Origin of the sequence: Rhodococcus sp. NPDC059968, from assembly GCF_042738615.1 — a bacterium.
Taxonomy (GTDB): Bacteria; Actinomycetota; Actinomycetes; order Mycobacteriales; family Mycobacteriaceae; genus Rhodococcus_F.
The window spans coordinates 72228-92220 of sequence record NZ_JBHWUE010000005.1; the positions used below are offsets into that span (position 1 = coordinate 72228).

Here is a 19993-nt window from a genome sequence, read left to right on the forward strand (position 1 = left end):
GCGATGTGCGGATCGAGCACGATTCGATCGGAGATCTGGCGGTACCGGCGGGGGCGTACTACGGCGTCCACACCGCCCGGGCGATGGACAATTTCGCGATCACCGGGTCTGCCATCGGTCAGTACCCTGCACTGATCGCGGCGTTGGCGACGGTGAAACAGGCTGCCTGCCAGGCGAACCGGGACCTGGGCCTCCTCGATGACCGGCGCGCCGATGTCATTGTGGCCGCGTGCGTGGAAATCCGCGCCGGGGCGCTGCTCGACCAGTTTCCGATCGACCCGATCCAGGGCGGAGCGGGTACCTCGTCGAACATGAACGCCAACGAGGTCATCGCGAATCGTGCTCTCGAGATTCTGGGGTTCGGACGCGGCGCCTACGCCGAACTCGACCCCCTGACTCACGTGAACCTTGGGCAGTCCACCAACGACGTGTATCCGACCGCGATCAAGCTGGCGCTGGTCGAGCATCTCCGACTGCTGATCGCGTCGCTCGGTCGGCTCGCGGAGTCGTTCGAGCGCAAGTCGATCGAGTTCGACGACATCGTCAAGATGGGTCGCACCCAGCTTCAGGACGCGGTACCGATGACCCTGGGGCAGGAGTTCGCCGCCTACTCGATCATGCTGAACGAGGACTGCGCCCGGCTCTCCGAGGGCGTGCTTCTGCTGCTGGAATCGAACCTCGGCGGCACCGCCATCGGCACGGGGATCAACGGCCATCCCGAGTACTCCGCGCTTGCCTGCAACTACTTGCGCGAGCTGACCGGTGAACCGGTCGTCCCGGCAGGCAACCTCATCGAGGCAACCCAGGACTGCGGAGCATTCGTCCAGGTCTCCGGCATCCTCAAACGTGTCGCAGTCAAATTGTCCAAGACGTGCAACGATCTGCGGCTCACCTCCTCCGGACCGACCGCCGGGCTCGGCGAGATCAATCTGCCTCCGGCCCAGGCCGGTTCGTCGATCATGCCCGGCAAGGTCAACCCGGTCATCCCCGAAATGGTCAACCAGGTCGCGTTCGAGGTGATCGGCAACGATCTGACGGTCACGATGGCCGCCGAGGGTGGGCAACTCCAGCTCAACGCCTTCGAACCCGTTATCGTCTACAGCTTGCTGCGCTCGACGACGCACCTGGCCGCGGCAGCGGACACCCTGGCTGTGAAGTGCGTCGACGGGATCACCGCCAACCGCGACCACCTCGAGCAGGGTGTACGGCGCTCGATCGGCATCGTCACCGCACTCTCGCCGTTCATCGGGTACACCGCCAGCGCGGACATCGCCAAGCGGGCCCTGGAGACCGGCGCCTACGTCGGCGACCTCGCCGTCGACGACGGCCTGCTCACCCGAGCACAGGTCGATGACATCCTGTCCCCCCGGCGACTCGCAGGCCTGCTCACCGCGCCCACCGTCGACCGCGAATTCTCCGCACTCGACCATCTCACCGGTGTCGCCGCGCACTGACCCACGCATCACGCCCCGCACTATCGAGAGAAACGAGAATCGGATGACCCTCACATCGTCGGCACAAGCCGTCGTAGTCCCCGCGACACATGCGCGCTCGTGGCTTCTGGTCGCGGGCTCGCGCCCGGAAGAGTTCGCCGCAGCCACGAACTCGGCGGCAGACGCGGTGATCTTCGATCTCGAGGATGGTGTCGTTCCGTCCTCGAAAATGCAAGCCCGCGAAGCCGTCACGCGTTTCCTCGCCGGTGGGGGCATCGGGTGGGTGCGCATCAACGACGTCACCACCGCGGACTGGACCGCTGATCTGGACGCGATCCGGGGGCTCCCGGGGCTGAGTGGCGTGATGCTCGCCAAGGCCGAATCCGCGGACCACATCGATCGCACGGCTGCCGAGCTGCCTCACACCCCGATCCTCGCCTTGGTCGAATCGGCGCGTGGCGTCGAATTCGCCTTCGACATCGCCTCGGCCGACGCCACCACCCGAATAGCGTTCGGCACCGGCGACTTCCGTCGGGATACCAACGTGGGTGCCGACCCCGACGCGCTGGCCTACGCGCGGGGACGACTCGTCGTCGCCAGTCGAGCCGCCGGCCTCCCCGGTCCCATCGACGGCCCATGCTTGACCGGCGAACCCGATCTGTCCGAGGCCTTGGCCGTCACCAGGTCGATGGGGATGACCGGCAAGCTGTGCATGCACGTCGGTGACACAGCGATCGTCAATCGCGAACTGTCCCCGCTGCAGAGCGATGTGGCCTGGGCTGCCGAGGTCATCGCACACCTCGGCGCGCAGGGCGAGAACATCGCCGACGGCAGCGATCGCCCGAAGCTCGCGCGTGCCCTGCGAATCACCCACCTGGCCGACGTCTTCTCGGTTTCAGTGTGAGATTGTCGGCAGTGGGGGCTTTCTCGGTCGGTGGATCCATCGAGGGTAACGAGGCGGCCGGCCAGCTACCCGACAGTCCCGATCACGTCCCGCAGCACCCGGATCACGGTCTGCATCGCGGGTGATGGATTCGAGTCCTGCCAGGCCATGGCGATGGGGAGGGTGGGGGCGTCGCCGGCGATGGGCAGGTATTCGACGCCGTCCATCGTGAGGTGCGCTGTCGAATCCACCACGACGGCGACTCCGACCCCGGCGCCGACCATTGCGAGCAGGCTGTACGGGTCGGGCGCCTCGTGCGCGACGAGGGGCGCGAATCCTGCTGCCGCGCACAGCGCGAGCGTTGCGTCGCGGACCACGGAACCGTGTTCGGCGGGGTAGATCACGAACCGTTCGCCCGCCAGTTCCTGCGGCACGACGGCACCCGCGTCGACGAGGCGGTGCCCGGCCGGGACCGCGACCATCAGCGCTTCCTCGCGCACGGTGTGGGTGGCGAAGCCCCGCGGGACCGGCAACCCCACGATGCCCATGTCGAGGGTTCCGCGGGTGAGGGCGTCGAGCACCTCACCGGAGTACATCTGCGGGCGCAGGTCCAGTTCGATGCCGGGGTAGGCATCGGCGAGGGAGCGGGCGAGAACGGACAGCACCGTGTAGCCGCCCGCGCCGCCGAAGCCGACGGTCACGCGGCCCGTCTCCCCGGCGGCCGCCGCCTGCGCGATGCCGCGCACGATCCCGACCTGCGCCTCGATGGTCCGGGCCGGACCCACCAGCGCCTCGCCGGCGGCCGTGAGCCGGACCGATCGCGTGGTGCGGACGAACAGGTCGGTGCCCAGTTCGCGTTCGAGCGCCCGCACGGTCTGGCTGAGCGGGGACTGCGCCACATGGAGACGCTCGGCGGCCCGTCCGAAGTGCAGTTCCTCCGCGACCGCGAGAAAGGCGTGCAGGTGACGGAGTTCCACGACCCCTCCTCGGGACTATGTGTCTGGATCACCTAAACAAGCTGAATTAAGTCTTGGACTCTACACGGAATCCCGACCATAGTGATGCACACCACCTCTACCTCGGTGTGACGCCCGAGCACGAAAGTCAGGGAGAACCGTGAACCCGAATCCCGGCCGCGACGCGGCACCACCCGAATACAGCACCAAGCAGGCTCGCAAGGCGGGTGTCACCGCCTTCGTCGGCACCACCATCGAGTGGTTCGACTTCTACATCTACGGCACCGCCTCCGCGCTGGTTCTGGGCCGACTGTTCTTCCCCGACGCCTCGCCCGCGGTGGGCACCCTCGCCGCGTTCGCGACGTTCGCGATCGGCTTCGTGGCCCGCCCGCTCGGCGGGATCGTGTTCGGTCACTTCGGCGACAAGTTCGGACGCAAGAACGCCGTGATCATCACGCTGATCTTGATGGGGATCGGAACGGTCGGCGTCGGCTGCCTCCCCACCTACTCGCAGATCGGGATCTGGGCGCCCATACTCCTCGTCGCGCTCCGCGTGGTTCAGGGCATCGCGATGGGCGGTGAGTGGGGTGGCGCCGTGCTCATCGCCACCGAATTCGCGCCACCGAACAAGAAGGTGCTGTACGGTGCATTCGCGCAGCAGGGATCTCCCGTCGGCAATCTGCTCGCCACCCTGGCGTTCCTGGCAATGACATTGTTGTCGGACAGCGTGTTCGAGTCGTGGGGCTGGCGTCTGCCGTTCCTCGCGTCCGCCGCGCTCGTCGTCGTCGCGCTGTACATCCGGCTGCGGATCTCGGAGACGCCGGAGATGAAGAAAGCCGTCGTCGCCCAGGAGCGCACCCGGATGCCGCTCGTCGAGGTGCTGCGCTCGCATCCCGTCGAACTCGTCCTCGGCGTCGGCGCCGTGGTCGCGGGTGTCGCCATCACCTACGTGAAGACGACGTTCGCACTCGCGTGGGCCACCACCGACCTCGGATTCGACCGCGGGGACTTCCTCCTCGTGATCACGATCGCGCTCGTCGCGCAGGTGCTCGTGCAACCGTTCGGCGCCGTGCTGGCCACGAAAATCGATCCGTCGCGGGCGGTCCGGTGGATGCTGCTGCCCGAACTCGTGTTGCTGCCGTTGATGTTCCTTCTCGTCCAGACCGGGTCTGTGCCGTTGGCCATGCTCGGCATGGTGCTGGCCACCGCGCCGCACGCGATGTACTACGCCGCGCTCGCCGGCATCCTCGCCCAGATCTTCCCGACCAATGTCCGCTACACCGGGATCTCGCTGTCGTATCAGCTGTCGACGGCGATCTTCGCCGGAACCGCCCCGATGCTCTGCCAGTTCCTGCTCACCCACACCGACTCGATCTGGCCGGTCGTCGCCCTCGGGCTCAGCTACGTCGTGCTCTCGCTCGCCTGCATGACCCTGCTGCTCCGCCGCGGCAAAGCCCGCTCGGGCGGGGCCGACGCCGAGCCCCGTCCCGAACACACCTCGACCCGGAAAGATGTTGCTCACTCATGAATTTCGCTCACACCGATCCCGCCCTGCGCGCCGTCGTCGACCGGTGGACCGCACCGTCCGACCGCGACAAGCTGAACATCCTGCTCGACCGGCTGGGCGCCGACGCCGGCGACCGGCTCGACGCCCTCGCCGCCACCGCCGACAAGAATCCGCCGGTGCTGCAGCAGTTCGACCGGGATGGCGAACGCATCGACCGGATCGCGTATCACCCCTCCTACCAGGAACTGTGCCGAGCCGCATACAGCGAATACGGGCTGTCCGCACTGTCGCACCGCGGCGGCCTGCACGGCTGGGACGCAGTCCCGCCGCACCTGGTGAAATACCTGGCGTCGTATGTGTTCGTGCAGGCCGAGTTCGGGCTGGCGTGCCCCGTGTCGATGACGGATGCCGCCGCCCGCACCCTGCGCATGTTCGGTGACCCGGACGTGTTCGGACCGTGGATCGACGCACTGACGTCGACGGACCCCGACGACGCGATGACCGGCGCGATGTTCATGACCGAACCGCAGGCCGGCACCGACATCGCCCGCACGGAGACCCGGGCCGAGCGTGACGGCGACGGGTGGCGGTTGACCGGGAAGAAGTGGTTCGCGTCCAATCCCGACGCCGACGTCATCGTGACCCTGGCCCGGTTCCCCGGCGGCGACGACCAGTCCACCCGCGGCGTCGGAATGTTCATGGTGCCCAAGGTTCTGGCGAACGGCGAGCGCAACAGCTACACGATCGACAGGCTGAAGGACAAGCTCGGCACCCGCTCGATGCCCAGCGGCGAGGTGTCGCTGACCGGTGCGTACGCCCAACAGGTCGGCGAACTCGACCGCGGGTTCCGGCAGATGGCCGAGATGGTGAACACGTCGCGGCTGTCGAACGCGATGCGGTCGAGTGCCCTGATGCGACGCGCCGTGCGCGATGCCGTCGACCACACCCGGGAGCGGGTCGTGTTCGGCAAGGCCCTGTTCGACCAGCCCCTGATGCGCGCAACCCTGCTGCCGCTCGCGCTCGACGCCGAGGCGGCGCTCGCCCTGGTGGCGTACAGCGCGCAGTGCCTGCAGGCGGCGGACGCCGGCGACGACTCCGCACGTGCCCTGATCCGGGTCCTCACCCCGCTCGCGAAGCATTACATCTGCAAGCGGGCGCGGACGGTCACCGGCGAGGCCATGGAGGTACGCGGCGGCAACGGTTACATCGAGGAATGGGCCCACGCCCGCCTGGTCCGCGACGCCCACCTGGGGTCGATCTGGGAGGGCTCGAGCAACGTCATCGCCCTGGACGTGCTGCGGTGCATGCGCAAACTCGGTGCGCATCACCGGCTGGCGGACACGATGCGGGGCATCCTCGCCGGACTCGGACCGGACTGCGGTCCCGGCGCCGAGATTCTCCGCCGACGGTGGGACGACCTGGTCGAGGAAGGCGACCTACTGGTCGCCGGGGACGACGCCACCGCGCAGGCCGGGTGCGCGCGCTACGCGAACGAGCTGGCCCGCGCGGCGATGGCCACCCTGCTCTACGACCTCGCCGACTTCGCGATCACCTCGGGCAGCGGCCACCGGTCGCTGCTCGTCGCGAACGCCTACCTGTCCGGCGACACCGGACACCTCCCGGGGGCTGCCCTCGACCACCTCGCGGCCGTCGTCGACGGCACCGACGTCGCCGCGGGCTCGGCGCGGGCCGCGGCACCCCGATCCGACTCTGCAACAGGAGTTCTCCTGTGAACCCCACCTCCACCGGACCGGCGCCCCTCGCGGGTGTGCGGGTGCTGGACCTCTCCAAGATCCTCGCCGGACCGTACGCCACCATGTCGCTCGCGGACCTCGGCGCCGACGTCACCAAGGTCGAACACCCGGACGGCGGCGACCCGACACGGTCGTGGGGTCCGCCGTTCGTCGGCCCCGACGCCACGTACTACCTCGCGATCAACCGGGGCAAGAAGTCCGTGACCGTCGACCTCAAATCGGAAGAGGGACAGGACGTCATCCATCGCATTCTGGAGGAGACCGACGTCGTCGTCGAGAACTTCAAGCCCGGCAGCGGATTGCAGCGGATCTTCGATTACCGGACGCTGTCCGAGCGGTATCCGCATCTGGTCGTCTTGCACATCTCGGCGTTCGGGGAGGAGGGTCCGCTGCGCGACGAACCCGGCTACGACATGATCGCGCAGGCCGCCGGCGGACTGATGTCGCTCACCGGTGAGCCGGGCGGGGCGCCGATGAAGGCCGGATTCGCGATGGGCGATCTGGGGGCGGCGCTCTTCGGTCTGATCGGCGTGCTCGCCGCCCTCGTGGAGCGGTCGCGGACCGGCCGAGGGCAGTACGTGACGACGTCGCTGTTCGAGTGCCAGCTGGCGCTGCACGTGAACTGGGCGACCAACTATTTCGCCACCGGCGAGCGTCCCGGCGCGCTCGGATCCGGCCACCCGAATCTCGCTCCCTATCAAGCGTTTCCCGCGAGCGACGGATACTTCGTCGTCGCGGTGGGCAACGACAGCCAGTGGGGGAGGCTGTGCTCGGCGATCGCACGCGAGGATTTGACGAACGATCCGCGATTCGAGCGCAACCGTGACCGCGTCGCGAATCGCGGCGATCTCGAGCGGGAACTGTCGGCGGCCTTCGCGTCGGGCACCGTCGAGCAATGGTGTGACACGCTCACCGCGCACGCCGTGCCCGTGTCACCGATCCGGCACCTCGACGAGATCTACGCCGACCCGCACACTGCCGCACTCGGAATGATCGGCACGGTCGACCATCCGACGCTGGGCAGCCTGCACCAGATCGCGTTCCCGGTCAGTTTCGCAGGCGAGCGCCCGCATCTGACGTCCGCACCGCCGGTACTCGGCGCCGACACCGACGCGATCCTCGGTGCCCATCGGCCGCAGTCGGTGGTCGGTGGGTAGACCCGGTTACCCGCCCTCGCGCAGCAGCGCGACGTCGGACACCATCCGGATGTGATCGGCCATCGCACGGGAGGCGCCCGCGGAGTCCTGGTCTCGAATCGCCGTCGCAATGCGCCGGTGCCCTTCGAGCGAGGCCCGCGGGCGTTCGGCCTGGGAGAGGGATTCGATCCGGGTCTCCCGGATCAGCCCGGAAATCTCGTGCATCAGCTTGGCCAGCAGTGACGAGTGCGCCGCTACGGTGATGGCCTCGTGGAACCGCTCGTCGCCGACGACGCCGCGATCGCCCGCGGCGATCTCGGCCTCCATCGTCGCGAGGGCGGAATCGATGGCCGCCATCTCCTCGTCGCTCCGGCGCTCGGCGGCCAGCCCGGCAAGTTTGACCTCGAGTGCCTCGCGGGCCTCGATCACCTCGGGGAGACGGTCGGCGTGTTCCCGCAACGCCTTGACGGCTCGTTCCTCGATGGGGCGGCGGACGAGCACGGCACCGTCCCCGTGCCGGACCGACACCACGCCCTGCACCTCGAGGGCGACGAGCGCCTGGCTCAGGGAAGCGCGACTCACGCCCAGTTGAGCTGCGAGTTCACGCTCGGCGGGGAGGCGGTCGCCCGGCGTCATCTCGTGGTCGGCGATATGGGCGCAGAGCTGCTCGACGATCACCTCGTACAGCCGCGGTCGCGCTACCGGACGCAGTTGCTCAGCCACTGGGCCACCTACTCTCCATTCCACTGAAACTACTCCACGGTATCTCGCCTAGGCATGTAACCGCACCCACAGTTCCTGTTGACAGTGATCCGCGACACTGCTTGTATGAAGTGGCTAGGCCAATCTGCCACTGAGTCAATTTGCTCGCCGGCGGCGGTCGAGACCAGTTGCCACTGCCACAGAACCGGAGACTTTCATGTCGACCGAGCTGATTCCCATACTTGCGCTAGCTGTCATGTTCCTGGCCGCGACCGTGCTGCCTGTGAACATGGGCGCTCTCGGCTTCGTTGCCGCCTTCTTCGTCGGAACCTTGTCGCTGCACATGAGCAGCGACGACATCATCGCCGGATTCCCCAGCAGCCTGTTCCTGACGCTGGTCGGCATCACCTACCTCTTCGCGATCGCCCAGAACAACGGGACCGTCGACCTCATGGTCCGCGGGGCGGTCCGGCTGGTCCGCGGTCGTGTCGCGCTGATCCCCTGGGTGATGTTCGGGATCACCGCAGTCCTCACCTCGATCGGTGCGCTCGGTCCCGCCGCCGTCGCGATCGTCGCGCCGATCGCACTCGGCTTCGCCGCCCGCTACAAGATCAACGCTCTCCTGATGGGCATGATGGTCGTGCACGGAGCGCAGGCCGGCGGATTCTCGCCGATCAGCATCTACGGCGTCACGGTCAACGACATCGCGTCCAAGGCGGGGCTCACCAACAGCCCGCTCACACTTTTCCTCGGCAGTCTCCTGTTCAACGCCGCGATCGGCGTGCTCCTGTTCGTCTTCCTGGGCGGCCGCGACCTGATCGGGCGCAGCGTCCACGACGACGGCCCCCAGGGCGTGGCCGAACCCGGCGGTGGCGTCTCGGGTGGAGGAGTGCCCGCGACCGGCGGTAACTCGGGATCGGGAGGGGTCACCGCGACCAAGGTGCGCCCGTCGCCGGCCCTCGCGGCCTCGCCCGTGCGTTCCGGCGTCACCTTCGATCAGGGCCTCACCCTGCTCGGCCTCGCCGCGCTCGCCGTGTTCTCGCTGATCCTCGACCTGGATGTCGGATTCATCTCGATGACGGTGGCCGTCGTCCTGGCGCTCGCCTCGCCGAAGGCGCAGAAGGGTGCGATCGCTCAGATCAGCTGGTCGACGGTTCTCCTCATCGGCGGCGTCCTCACCTTCGTGGGAGTCCTTCAGGAGGCGGGCACGGTCGAGTACGTCGGAAATGCGGTCGCCAGCCTGGGTATGCCCCTTCTCGTCGCCCTTCTCCTCTGCTATATCGGTGCGATCGTCTCCGCCTTCGCCTCGTCCACGGCGATTCTGGGCGCGACCATTCCGCTCGCGGTTCCGTTCCTTCTCGCCGGTGAGGTGGGCGCGGTGGGAGTCATCGTCGCCCTCGCCATCTCCTCGACCATCGTGGATGTCAGCCCGTTCTCGACCAACGGCGCGTTGGTTCTCGCGAATGCTCAGAACGTCGATCGAGACCGGTTCTACAAGCAGATCCTGAAGTACAGCGCGCTCGTCGTCGCCATCGGGCCGCTCGTGGCCTGGGCGATTCTCGTGGTGCCCGGCTGGCTCTGACCGTCGGCGGGTAGGCGACCGGCCCGCCCCAGGTATCTCGTTTTCAGCTCTTGACATCGGTCGGATCAGATGTTTCATTTAATTGGCCAGTCCACTAGGTCACTGCACCAATAGTCCAGCTCTCGCGGCTCTCGCCAGGAAGTAACGGTGGTTTCACATGTCCACGAACACGATGGAGCGCACAGGTCCGCTGCAAGGAGTGGTCGTCGTCGATCTGACCCGCGCACTCGCCGGCCCCCACGCGGCGATGATGCTCGGCGACCTCGGCGCGGACGTCATCAAGATCGAAACCCCGCACGGCGGCGACGACACCCGCGGGTGGGGGCCGCCCTTCGTGGAGCCGGCCGACGCAGAGCGGGAATCGACGTACTTCCTGTCGGCGAATCGGAACAAGAAGTCGATCACCCTCGACCTCAAGGCCGAAGACGGACGGGCCACCCTCGAGTCTCTCGTCCGGCGCGCGGACGTACTCATGGAGAACTTCCGCACCGGCGTCCTCGACCGCCTGGGATTCACCACCGAACGTCTCGCGGAACTGAACCCCCGCCTGGTCGTCTTGTCCATCAGCGGTTTCGGTCACGACGGACCCGAAGGCGGACGCGCGGGATACGACCAGATCGCACAGGGCGAGGCCGGACTGATGTCGCTGACCGGACCGAACCCCGACGAAGTCCAGCGCGTGGGCGTCCCGATCGCGGACCTGCTCGCCGGCATATACGGGGCGTTCGGTGTCGTCGCGGCCCTGCAGGAACGCGAGCGCACCGGCCGGGGCCGCGTCGTGCGAACGTCGTTGCTGGCCAGTGTCGTCGGCGTGCACGCCTTCCAGGGGACGAAGTGGACCGTCGCCGGCGAGGTCGGCGAGGCGCAGGGCAACCACCATCCCTCGATCTCGCCCTACGGGCTGTTTCGCACCGCCGACGGCGCCGTGCAGATCTCCGTCGGCAGCGAAGGGCTGTGGAAGAGGTTCTGTGCGGGCTTCCACCTCGATCCGGACACCCCCGGTATGGCCACGAATCCCGAACGCGTCGAGAACCACAAGCAGGTACTGGAACTGGTCGAGGATGCGTTCGGCGCGTACACCAGCGACGAACTTCTCGTCGAACTCGACCGCATCGGGGTGCCCGCGGGACGCGTTCGGACGATCTCCGAAGTCTACGAATGGGAGCAGACCAAGTCGCAGGGGCTGCTCGTCGACGTCGACCACCGCACCCTCGGCAACATCACGCTGCCCGGCCCGCCCCTGCGGTTCTTCGAACCGGACGGCACCGAGGTCACCGAGACCCGGCACACCGCACCGCCGGTCCTCGGCGCGGACAACGACACCGTGATGTCGTGGCTGAAAGAGTGCAGCTGATGACTCGCCTGACCGCTCCCGAACTGCTCGACCTGGTGGTCGACGCCGGCACCTGGGAATCGTGGGACACGCCCCCGATCCAGGTTGCGGCGGACTCCGAGTACGCCGACGAACTTGTGCGCGCACAGGAGAAGACCGGCCTCGACGAGGCGGTGCTGACCGGGGTGGCCACCATCCGCGGCCGCCGAACGGCAATCCTCGTCTGTGAATTCGGTTTTCTCGGCGGCTCCATCGGAGTGGCCGCAGGCGAGCGTCTGGTCGCCGCGATCCGGCGCGCCACGCGCGAACGCCTTCCGTTGCTCGCCCTGCCCACGTCGGGTGGCACGCGAATGCAGGAGGGAACGACCGCATTCCTGCAGATGGTCAAGATCACGGCGGCGGTGATCAAGCACAAGGAGGCGCATCTGCCGTATCTCGTCTACCTCCGGAGCCCCACGACCGGCGGTGTGTTCGCGTCCTGGGGATCGCTGGGCCACGTCACCATCGCGGAACCGGGAGCGCTCGTCGGCTTCCTCGGACCGCGGGTGTTCGAGGCGCTGTACGAGGCGCCGTTCCCGGCGGGTGTCCAGACCGCCGAGAACCTCCATGCACACGGACTCATCGACGCGGTGCGTCCGCCGGATCAGCTCGCCGAGATCGTCGACCGCGCGCTGCGCATCATCACGTCCAGCCGTGCCGGCCGGCCGTCGCTTGCCGACGCCCCCGTGTACGAGACTCTGCCGGACGTCCCCGCGTGGGATTCGGTGGTCGCCTCGCGTCGCGAGGACCGGCCCGGGGTGCGTGAGGTGATGTTCCACTCCGCGTCGGATGTTCTTCCGCTCAACGGAACCGGTCAGGGTGAGGTCGACCCGGGTTTGATCCTCGCTCTCGTCCGGTTCGGTGACATGCCGTGTGTCCTGCTCGGCCAGGACCGTCGAGGGCAGACCACGCGGTCGCCACTCGGCCCGGGCGCCCTGCGGGAAGCGCGCCGGGGAATGCGGCTGGCGGCGGAACTGAACCTGCCGTTGGTGACGGTCATCGACACCGCGGGAGCGGCATTGTCGAAGGAAGCGGAGGAAGGAGGTCTCGCCGGCGAGATCGCGCGCTGCATCGCCGACATGGTCTCCCTCGACGTCCCCACCATCTCCCTGCTGCTCGGGCAGGGCACCGGCGGCGGCGCGCTGGCGTTGATCCCGGCCGACCGGGTGCTCGCGGCCCAGCACGGCTGGCTGTCGCCCCTGCCACCCGAGGGCGCGAGCGCGATCCTGCACCACGACATCGCGCACGCACCGGACATGGCCGCCCGGCAGGGAATCCGGTCGTCCGATCTCCTCGCGAGCGGCATCGTGGACGAGGTCATCCCCGAATTCCCCGATGCGGCAGACGAATCAACGGCATTCTGCACCCGGGTGGGTGCGGTGCTCCACCGCGAGCTGTCGCTCCTCGATGCGACAGACACCACCCAGCGACTCTCCGACCGTGCGGAGCGATTCGACCGGATCGGTCTGTTGCAGCCCGCACCTGCGTGACGCGATGCCGGGGATCCCGATCGGATCCCCGGCACCGCGGTCAGCATTCGACGAGGTTTACCGACACGTTGACGGCGAGACCACCGGTGGAGGTCTCCTTGTATTTCGAGCTCATGTCGGCGCCGGTGGCCCGCATGGTCTCGATGACCTGATCGAGGCTGACTCGGTGGGTGCCGTCGCCGCGCAGAGCCATCCGGGCGGCGTTGATCGCCTTGCCCGCCGAGATGGCGTTGCGCTCGATGCACGGGATCTGCACGAGGCCGCCGATGGGATCACATGTGAGACCGAGACTGTGTTCCATCGCGATCTCCGCCGAGTTCTCCACCTGCTCGGGGCTGCCGCCGAGGATCTCGGAGAGCCCGGCGGCGGCCATGGACGCCGCGGACCCGACCTCGCCCTGGCAGCCCACCTCGGCCCCGGAGATCGAGGCCCGTTCCTTGTAGAGGGATCCGATTGCGCCGGCCGCCAACAGGAATCGCACCGCCGTGCCGTCCGGGTCCGCCTTCCCCGCCGGGGTGTAGTGCAGTGCGTAATGCAGGACCGCCGGGATGATGCCGGCCGCCCCGTTGGTGGGGGCGGTGACGATCCGCCCGCCGGACGCGTTTTCCTCGTTGACGGCAAGGGCCACCAGGTTCACCCAGTCCTCGGCGAACGCGGGGTCCCGGCCGGGATCCTCCTCGTGCAGCCGCTCGTACCAGCCGCGGGCGCGGCGGCGTACCTGCAGACTGCCGGGCAGGTACCCGTCCCGGCTGATTCCGCGTTGCTGACATTCGACCATCACGTCCCGGATGTGCAGGAGCCGCGCCCGAACGTCCGCCTCGGGCCGGAGGGCGCGTTCGTGCTCGAGCATGATTTCGCTGATCGTGAGCCCGTAGTGCTCGCTGAGGTCGAGCAGTTCGCGTGCAGACCCGAACGACAGCGAATTCCCGCCGGCGCCGACGGACGCCTCCGGCTCGGCGCCGGTGACGACGAATCCGCCACCGATCGAGAAGTACGTCTGCGCGTGCAGTTCACGACCGTCCATACCGGTGACGGTGAGGGTCATGCCGTTGGGGTGAAAGTCCAGGACCGTCAACGGGTGCAGCACCATCTCGTCCTCGGCGAGCGGGATGTCGACCGTCCCGCCGAGGCGGATCCGCCGGCTCGCCCGCACCTCGTCGAGTCGCGTCCCCATCTCCTCGGTGGCGATGGTCTCCGGCCGATATCCTTCGAGGCCGAGGAGGATCGCCGACATGGTGCCGTGGCCGGCGCCGGTGGCCGCGAGCGATCCGTACAGATCTACGCGGACGCCGGCGACGTTCCCGAGGAGGCCGAGTGTGCCGACGTCGTCGACGAACGTGCCCGCCGCCCGCATCGGCCCGACGGTATGCGAACTCGACGGTCCGATGCCGACCGAGAACAGGTCGAACACACTGATCGTCACGAGTTACAGACCCGGGTAGAGCGGATACTTGTCGGCCAATGCCCGGACCTGGGCGGCCAATCCGGACGTGTCCGCGTCGCCGGGCGCGACGAGGGCCTGGGCGATCAGGTCGGCGACCGCCACGAAGTCGTCCCGGCCGAAGCCGCGGGCGGCGAGTGCCGGTGTGCCGATGCGCAGACCGGACGTCACCATCGGCGGCCGCGGATCGAACGGGACGGCGTTGCGGTTGACGGTGATTCCGATCGCGTCGAGGCGGTCCTCGGCCTGCTGCCCGTCGATGCCGGCATCCCGCAGGTCGACGAGGACGAGGTGCACGTCCGTGCCGCCGGTCAGGACGCTGATTCCGGCTTCCTTGACGTCGGGCCGGCTGAGCCGTTCGGCGAGGACCTTCGCACCGTCGAGGCAGCGTTCCTGACGCTCCGCGAACTCGGGTTCGGCCGCCATCTTGAATGCCGTTGCCTTGCCTGCGATCACGTGCTCGAGCGGACCGCCCTGCTGGCCGGGGAACACCGCGGAGTTGATCTTCTTCGCGATGGCCGCGTCGTTGGTCAGGATGATGCCGCCGCGGGGCCCGCCGAGCGTCTTGTGCGTCGTCGACGTGACGACGTGTGCGTGCGGGACGGGGGACGGGTGGAATCCGGTGGCGACCAGACCGGCGAAGTGGGCCATGTCGACCATCAGGTACGCGCCGACCTCGTCGGCGATCTCCCGGAAGCGGGCGAAGTCCAGGTGCCGGGGGTAGGCCGACCAGCCGGCGATGATCAGTTGCGGCCGGTGCTCGCGCGCCGCTTTCGCCACCTCGTCCATGTCGATGAGGTAGTCCTGCTCGGACACCCCGTAGGCGGCGACGTTGTAGAGCTTGCCGGAGAAGTTGAGGCGCATGCCGTGAGTGAGGTGGCCGCCGTCGGCGAGGGACAGTCCGAGGATCGTGTCGCCCGGTGTGATCAGCGCGTGCATCACCGACGCGTTCGCGGTGGCACCGGAATGCGGTTGCACGTTGGCGTATTCGGCGGCGAACAGCGCCTTGACGCGGTCGATGGCGAGCTGCTCGATCGTGTCGACGTGCTCGCAGCCGCCGTAGTAGCGCCGGCCCGGGTAGCCCTCGGCGTACTTGTTGGTCAGCACCGAACCCTGCGCCTGCATGACCGCGAGCGGTGCGTGGTTCTCCGACGCGATCATCTCGAGGCCGGTGCGCTGACGCTCGAGTTCCTTGCCGACCAGTGCGGCGACGTCCGGATCGAAATCCGCGAGGTCGCGGTTCAGGACGCTCATACCTGCACCCCGTTCTTCTCGGCGTACTCGGCTGCGGTGAGGAGTTCGCCGGCGGCGGACGGCTGGACGGCGAACAGCCAGCCCTCGCCATAGGGATCCGAGGTGACCAGTCCCGGGTCGTCGACGGCGGCGGTGTTGATCAGCGTGACGCGGCCGCTCACCGGCGGGTACAGCTCGGACACGGTCTTCGTCGACTCGACCTCGCCACACGATTCACCGGCGACGATGGTCGAACCGACCTCCGGCAGGTCGACGAAGACGAGCTCGCCGAGTGAGTTGACGGCGACCGACGTGATGCCGACCCGGACCGGTTCGTCGGGGAGCGTCGCGCCCGGCTCGATCAGGACCCACTCGTGGTCGTCGGTGTAGCTGCGGTCGTCGGGGAAAGCTGCTGAAGGCATGGCGGTACCTCTTCCAGGGCTCAAGGGAGTGGGAACGGTTCAGGAGCGGCGGTAGAACGGCGACGGAGTGACCACGAACGGTTCCTTCTTGCCACGGATGTCCACGGTCAGCTCGGTGCCGGATTCGCGGAACGCGACGTCCACGAAAGCGAGCGCGATCGGATACCCGAGCGTCGGAGACAACGCCCCCGACGTGATGGTGCCGACCGCCGACTCACCGGCCGCGTCGAACACGGTGTACTCGGCACGCGCGGCCCGGCGCCCGGTTCCGGCGAGGCCGACCAGCACCCGCCGCGGCGCCTGATCCGACAACTTCTGCAGGGCATCGCGGCCGATGAAGTCCTTGTTGAGCCGGACCACCTTGCCGAGCCCGGCCTCGTACGGATTCGTCTCGAGGTTCAGTTCGTGGCCGTACAACGCCATTCCGGCCTCGAGGCGGAGGGTGTCGCGGCAGGCGAGGCCGGCGGGGACGCCGCCGCGGGCCGTGGTGGCGTCGAGCAGTGCGCGCCACAACTGCACGGACAGGTCGTTCGGCACGTAGAGCTCGAAGCCGTCCTCTCCGGTGTAACCGGTGCGGGCGAGGAGGACGTCGATGCCGGCGACCACTGCGCGCGTGACGGCGTAGTACTTCAACTCCGCCACCGTCTTCACCTGCTCGGCGGGAACGAGGGACTGCACGACGTCCTGCGCGACCGGTCCCTGCACCGCGATCAGCGCGGTCTCCGAGGATTGATCGTCGACCTTCGCGGAGAAGCCTTCGGCGCGTGCCGCCACTTCGCGGGACACCGCCGGCGCGTTCGCCGCGTTGGCGACCACGAGGAAGTGCTCGTTGGCGAGACGGTAGACGACGAGATCGTCGATGACCCCGCCGTCCGCGTTGCACAGGAGGGAGTACTTGGCCCGGCCGACACCGATCTTCGAGAGTTCGCCGGCCAGAGCGTAATCCAGGACCGCTCCGGACTCGGGGCCGGTGACTGCGATCTCGCCCATATGCGAGAGGTCGAACAGCCCCGCCGCGGTCCGGACGGCGCGGTGTTCGGCGAGTTCGCTGTCGTACTTCAGCGGCATCTGCCAGCCCGCGAAGTCGGTGAAATGGGCTCCGAGCGCGCCGTGCTCGCCGAGCAGCGGGGATGCGGGCGTCGTGGTGAGGGTCATGCGAAGGCCTCCTCGGGGGTCTCGGCGATGGCCGAAGTGTCGGTGTCGGTGGTGTTCTCGAAGGCCTCGGGCGCGGGGCACGAGCACACGAGGTTGCGGTCGCCGTGGACGCCGTCGATGCGACGCACCGGGGGCCAGTACTTGGTGGCGCGAAGCGACGCGACGGGGTAGGCGGCGAGGTGGCGCGGGTAGGGCAGATCCCAATTGTCGGCGGTCACCTGTTCGGCGGTGTGCGGGGCCTGACGCAGCGGGCTGCGCTCGAGCGGCCACACGCCGTCCCCGACCAGGTCGATCTCACGGCGGATCGAGATCATCGCCTCGATGAAACGGTCGAGTTCGGCCAGGTCCTCCGACTCGGTCGGCTCCACCATCAGCGTCCCGTTGACGGGGAACGACAGGGTGGGTGCGTGGAAGCCGTAGTCGATCAATCGCTTTGCCACATCCTCGGCGGTGACGCCGGTCGCCTTGGTGACCGGCCGGAGGTCGAGGATGCACTCGTGTGCCACCAGACCGGACGGTCCCGTGTAGAGGACGGGGAAGTGCTGATCGAGCGATCTGGCTACGTAATTGGCTGCGAGCACCGCGGTTTCGGTGGCACTCGTCAGCCCGTCCGGACCCATCAGCGCGATGTACGCCCAGGTGATCGGGAGGATTCCGGCAGATCCGTAGTTGGCCGCCGACACCGGGGTGCCGAGGTCGTCGCCGCCCAGCGGATTGCCGGGCAGGAACGGAGCGAGATGCTCGCGCACCGCGACGGGCCCCACACCGGGACCGCCGCCGCCGTGCGGGATGCAGAACGTTTTGTGCAGGTTCAGGTGTGAGACGTCGCCACCGAACTTGCCGGGCTGTGCGAGACCGACCAGCGCATTGAGGTTCGCGCCGTCGACGTACACCTGCCCGCCGGCCTCGTGAACCAGATCGCAGACCGTCCGCACGTCGTTCTCGTACACGCCGTGCGTGGACGGGTAGGTCAGCATGATGGCGGCCACCGCACCCTCGTGCGCCGCGATCTTGGCGCGCAGGTCGCCCAAGTCGATGTTGCCGTTCTCCGCTGTCGCGACGACGACGACCTTCATGCCCGCGAGAACCGCAGATGCGGCGTTCGTTCCGTGCGCGGACTGGGGGATGAGGCAGACGTTGCGTCCGAAGTCGCCGCGGGATTCGTGATAGCCGTGGATCGCGAGCAGCCCGGCCAGCTCACCCTGCGATCCGGCGTTGGGCTGCAACGACACCCGATCGTAGCCGGTGATCTCGCCGAGCCACCGTTCCAGGTCGGCGACGAGTTCGAGGTAGCCGGCTGTCTGTGCGACCGGGGCGTACGGGTGGATGGACGCGAACCCGGGCCAGCTGATCGGTTCCATCTCGACAGCCGAGTTCAGTTTCATGGTGCACGATCCGAGCGGGATCATGGTGCGGTCGAGGGCGAGGTCCTTGTCCGACAGCGTGCGCAGGAAGCGGAGCATCGCGGTTTCCGAGCGATGTTCGTGGAACACGCCGTGCTGCAGGTAGTTCGACGTCCTGGCGAGTGTCGACGGCATTTCGGGCACCGCGAGGGTCGTGGTCTGCGCGCCGAACACGGCGACCACGCGCCGGACGATGTCGTCGGTGGTGCACTCGTCGCAGGCGATCGCAACGTGATCGGCGTCGACGAGGCGGAGGTTGATGCCGTCGCGATCGGCCGATTCCACAATCGCCCCGGCACCCGTCGGGACCCGCACGAGAACCGTGTCGAAGAAGCTGTCGTGGACGATCGTGTGACCGGCGGCGCGCAGGCTTGCGGCGATGGTCGACGCGTGGGCGTGCACCCGGTTCGCGATGGCACGCAACCCTTCCGGTCCGTGGTAGGCGGCGTACATCGCGGCGACGTTGGCGAGCAGTGCCTGCGCGGTGCAGATGTTGCTGGTCGCCTTGTCACGCCGAATGTGCTGTTCGCGGGTCTGCAGAGCCAGCCGGTAGGCGGTCTTCCCGTCGACGTCGACGGACACTCCGACGAGGCGGCCGGGCAGCATGCGCTCGAGCCCGCTGCGGACGGCCATGTAGCCGGCGTGCGGTCCGCCGAAGAACAGCGGCACACCGAAACGCTGGGCCGACCCGACCGCGATGTCGGCGCCCTGCTCGCCGGGTGGCGTCAGGATCGTCAGCGACAGCAGATCCGCCGCGACGGTGGTCAGCGCGCCGCGCGCCTTGGCGTCGGCGATCATCGGAGCCAGGTCGCGCACCGCTCCGCTCGCGCCGGGCGCCTGGAAGACCACCCCGAACATGTCACCGTCGGGCAGTTCCCCCGACAGTTCCGCGACCACCACCTCGATGCCCACCGCCTTTGCTCGTCCCCGGACGACGGCCAGCGTCTGCGGCAGGCAGTCCGCGTCGAGGACGACGCGGTTGGTGCCGGACTTCGACTTGTTCGCGCGCCGCATCAGCAGCACCGCCTCCATCACGGCGGTGGCCTCGTCGAGCAGCGAGGCGCCGGCGAGGGGAAGGGCGGTGAGGTCCTCGATGACGGTCTGGAACGTCAGCAGCGCCTCCAGTCGGCCCTGGGAGATCTCCGGCTGGTACGGGGTGTAGGCGGTGTACCAGGCCGGGGACTCGAGCATGTTCCGGCGCAACACTGCGGGAGTGATGGTGTCGGAGTATCCGAGGCCGATCATCTGGACGCGGGTCTCGTTGCGCTCCGACAGTGCCCGCAGGTCGGCGAGAACCTGCTGCTCGGACCGCGCGGTGGGCAGATTCAAGGGCTGTGAGCTGCGGATCTGCTCCGGCACTGCGCTGTCGATCAGGTTCGCGAGGGTGTCGTAACCGAGGGCGCCGAGCATGCGCCGGGACGCGGAGGCATCGGGACCGATGTGGCGGGACGGAAAGTCGCTGGTGAGGGGCACGCCGTGGGTGGCGGTGCGGGTTTCTGCTGGCACGAGGTGACTCCGGTTTCG

15 protein-coding genes are annotated in these 19993 nt (G+C 68.2%); 8 read left to right on the plus strand and 7 right to left on the minus strand.

The features are described 5' to 3' along the window. Window positions 1–5: 5 nt before the first annotated feature. Together ACFWAY_RS07155 and ACFWAY_RS07160 are read left to right on the plus strand one after the other, a co-directional pair. On the plus strand, window positions 6–1454 hold the full coding sequence (locus tag ACFWAY_RS07155) for an aspartate ammonia-lyase (protein WP_378450636.1): 1449 nt from the start codon (window positions 6–8) through the stop codon (window positions 1452–1454). A 43-nt stretch (window positions 1455–1497) separates the two neighbouring features. Then, on the plus strand, window positions 1498–2337 hold the full coding sequence (locus ACFWAY_RS07160) for an HpcH/HpaI aldolase/citrate lyase family protein (RefSeq protein WP_378510280.1): 840 nt from the start codon (window positions 1498–1500) through the stop codon (window positions 2335–2337). A 65-nt stretch (window positions 2338–2402) separates the two neighbouring features. Here ACFWAY_RS07160 and ACFWAY_RS07165 read toward each other — a convergent pair whose 3' ends face one another. After that, window positions 2403–3293: a LysR family transcriptional regulator gene (locus tag ACFWAY_RS07165; protein WP_378510281.1), complete on the minus strand. Its 891-nt coding sequence runs from the start codon at window positions 3291–3293 to the stop codon at window positions 2403–2405. Between the two features lie 139 nt (window positions 3294–3432). On the opposite strand from ACFWAY_RS07165, the gene ACFWAY_RS07170 reads away from it, so the two are divergent. The 3 genes from ACFWAY_RS07170 to ACFWAY_RS07180 are packed head-to-tail and all read left to right on the plus strand — an operon-like array spanning window position 3433 to window position 7690. Continuing rightward, window positions 3433–4800, plus strand: coding sequence for an MFS transporter (locus tag ACFWAY_RS07170; RefSeq protein ID WP_378510282.1), 1368 nt, complete (start codon window positions 3433–3435; stop codon window positions 4798–4800). Then, window positions 4797–6512 (plus strand): acyl-CoA dehydrogenase family protein, encoded by a 1716-nt coding sequence (locus tag ACFWAY_RS07175; RefSeq protein WP_378510283.1) that lies wholly within the window; start codon window positions 4797–4799, stop codon window positions 6510–6512. The genes ACFWAY_RS07170 and ACFWAY_RS07175 overlap by 4 nt, the downstream gene beginning before the upstream one ends. Continuing rightward, window positions 6509–7690, plus strand: a complete 1182-nt coding sequence (locus tag ACFWAY_RS07180; protein WP_378510284.1) for a CaiB/BaiF CoA transferase family protein — start codon at window positions 6509–6511, stop codon at window positions 7688–7690. The genes ACFWAY_RS07175 and ACFWAY_RS07180 overlap by 4 nt, the downstream gene beginning before the upstream one ends. Before the next feature lie 6 nt (window positions 7691–7696). On the opposite strand, the gene ACFWAY_RS07185 is transcribed toward ACFWAY_RS07180, so the two are convergent. Then, complete coding sequence (locus ACFWAY_RS07185) at window positions 7697–8392, minus strand: FadR/GntR family transcriptional regulator (RefSeq protein WP_378510285.1); 696 nt, start codon at window positions 8390–8392, stop codon at window positions 7697–7699. Between the two features lie 196 nt (window positions 8393–8588). On the opposite strand from ACFWAY_RS07185, the gene ACFWAY_RS07190 reads away from it, so the two are divergent. From ACFWAY_RS07190 to ACFWAY_RS07200, 3 genes are all read left to right on the plus strand, one after another. Beyond that, window positions 8589–9953: an SLC13 family permease gene (locus ACFWAY_RS07190; protein WP_378510286.1), complete on the plus strand. Its 1365-nt coding sequence runs from the start codon at window positions 8589–8591 to the stop codon at window positions 9951–9953. 157 nt (window positions 9954–10110) lie between these two features. Further along, window positions 10111–11307 carry a CaiB/BaiF CoA transferase family protein gene (locus ACFWAY_RS07195; protein WP_378510287.1) on the plus strand — a complete coding sequence of 399 codons (1197 nt, stop codon included), beginning with the start codon at window positions 10111–10113 and terminating at the stop codon, window positions 11305–11307. Continuing rightward, complete coding sequence (locus tag ACFWAY_RS07200) at window positions 11307–12815, plus strand: carboxyl transferase domain-containing protein (RefSeq protein WP_378510288.1); 1509 nt, start codon at window positions 11307–11309, stop codon at window positions 12813–12815. The genes ACFWAY_RS07195 and ACFWAY_RS07200 overlap by 1 nt, the downstream gene beginning before the upstream one ends. 40 nt (window positions 12816–12855) lie before the next feature. Here ACFWAY_RS07200 and ACFWAY_RS07205 read toward each other — a convergent pair whose 3' ends face one another. Genes ACFWAY_RS07205 through gcvP form a run of 5 tightly spaced genes read right to left on the minus strand, consistent with a single transcriptional unit; the run spans window position 12856 to window position 19942 of the window. Then, the gene (locus tag ACFWAY_RS07205) at window positions 12856–14238 is read right to left on the minus strand and encodes an L-serine ammonia-lyase (protein ID WP_378510289.1); all 1383 of its coding nucleotides are present in this window, start codon (window positions 14236–14238) and stop codon (window positions 12856–12858) included. 3 nt (window positions 14239–14241) lie between these two features. After that, complete coding sequence (glyA, locus tag ACFWAY_RS07210; RefSeq protein WP_378450566.1) at window positions 14242–15510, minus strand: serine hydroxymethyltransferase; 1269 nt, start codon at window positions 15508–15510, stop codon at window positions 14242–14244. Continuing rightward, on the minus strand, window positions 15507–15911 hold the full coding sequence (gene gcvH / locus ACFWAY_RS07215) for a glycine cleavage system protein GcvH (RefSeq protein WP_378450567.1): 405 nt from the start codon (window positions 15909–15911) through the stop codon (window positions 15507–15509). The genes glyA and gcvH overlap by 4 nt, the downstream gene beginning before the upstream one ends. A 39-nt stretch (window positions 15912–15950) precedes the next feature. After that, complete coding sequence (gcvT, locus tag ACFWAY_RS07220) at window positions 15951–17066, minus strand: glycine cleavage system aminomethyltransferase GcvT (protein WP_378450568.1); 1116 nt, start codon at window positions 17064–17066, stop codon at window positions 15951–15953. Then, window positions 17063–19942, minus strand: coding sequence for an aminomethyl-transferring glycine dehydrogenase (gcvP, locus tag ACFWAY_RS07225; protein ID WP_378510394.1), 2880 nt, complete (start codon window positions 19940–19942; stop codon window positions 17063–17065). Before gcvP ends, gcvT begins: the two co-directional genes overlap by 4 nt. Between the last annotated feature and the right edge of the window lie 51 nt (window positions 19943–19993).

Coding starts and splice junctions, on each gene's coding strand:
- ACFWAY_RS07175 (WP_378510283.1), top strand. CDS start 4,797: ATGAATTTCGCTCACACCGATCCCGCCCTGCGCGCCGTCGTCGACCGG.
- gcvT (WP_378450568.1), bottom strand. CDS start 17,066: ATGACCCTCACCACGACGCCCGCATCCCCGCTGCTCGGCGAGCACGGC.
- ACFWAY_RS07160 (WP_378510280.1), top strand. CDS start 1,498: ATGACCCTCACATCGTCGGCACAAGCCGTCGTAGTCCCCGCGACACAT.
- gcvH (WP_378450567.1), bottom strand. CDS start 15,911: ATGCCTTCAGCAGCTTTCCCCGACGACCGCAGCTACACCGACGACCAC.
- glyA (WP_378450566.1), bottom strand. CDS start 15,510: ATGAGCGTCCTGAACCGCGACCTCGCGGATTTCGATCCGGACGTCGCC.
- ACFWAY_RS07200 (WP_378510288.1), top strand. CDS start 11,307: ATGACTCGCCTGACCGCTCCCGAACTGCTCGACCTGGTGGTCGACGCC.
- ACFWAY_RS07190 (WP_378510286.1), top strand. CDS start 8,589: ATGTCGACCGAGCTGATTCCCATACTTGCGCTAGCTGTCATGTTCCTG.
- ACFWAY_RS07195 (WP_378510287.1), top strand. CDS start 10,111: ATGTCCACGAACACGATGGAGCGCACAGGTCCGCTGCAAGGAGTGGTC.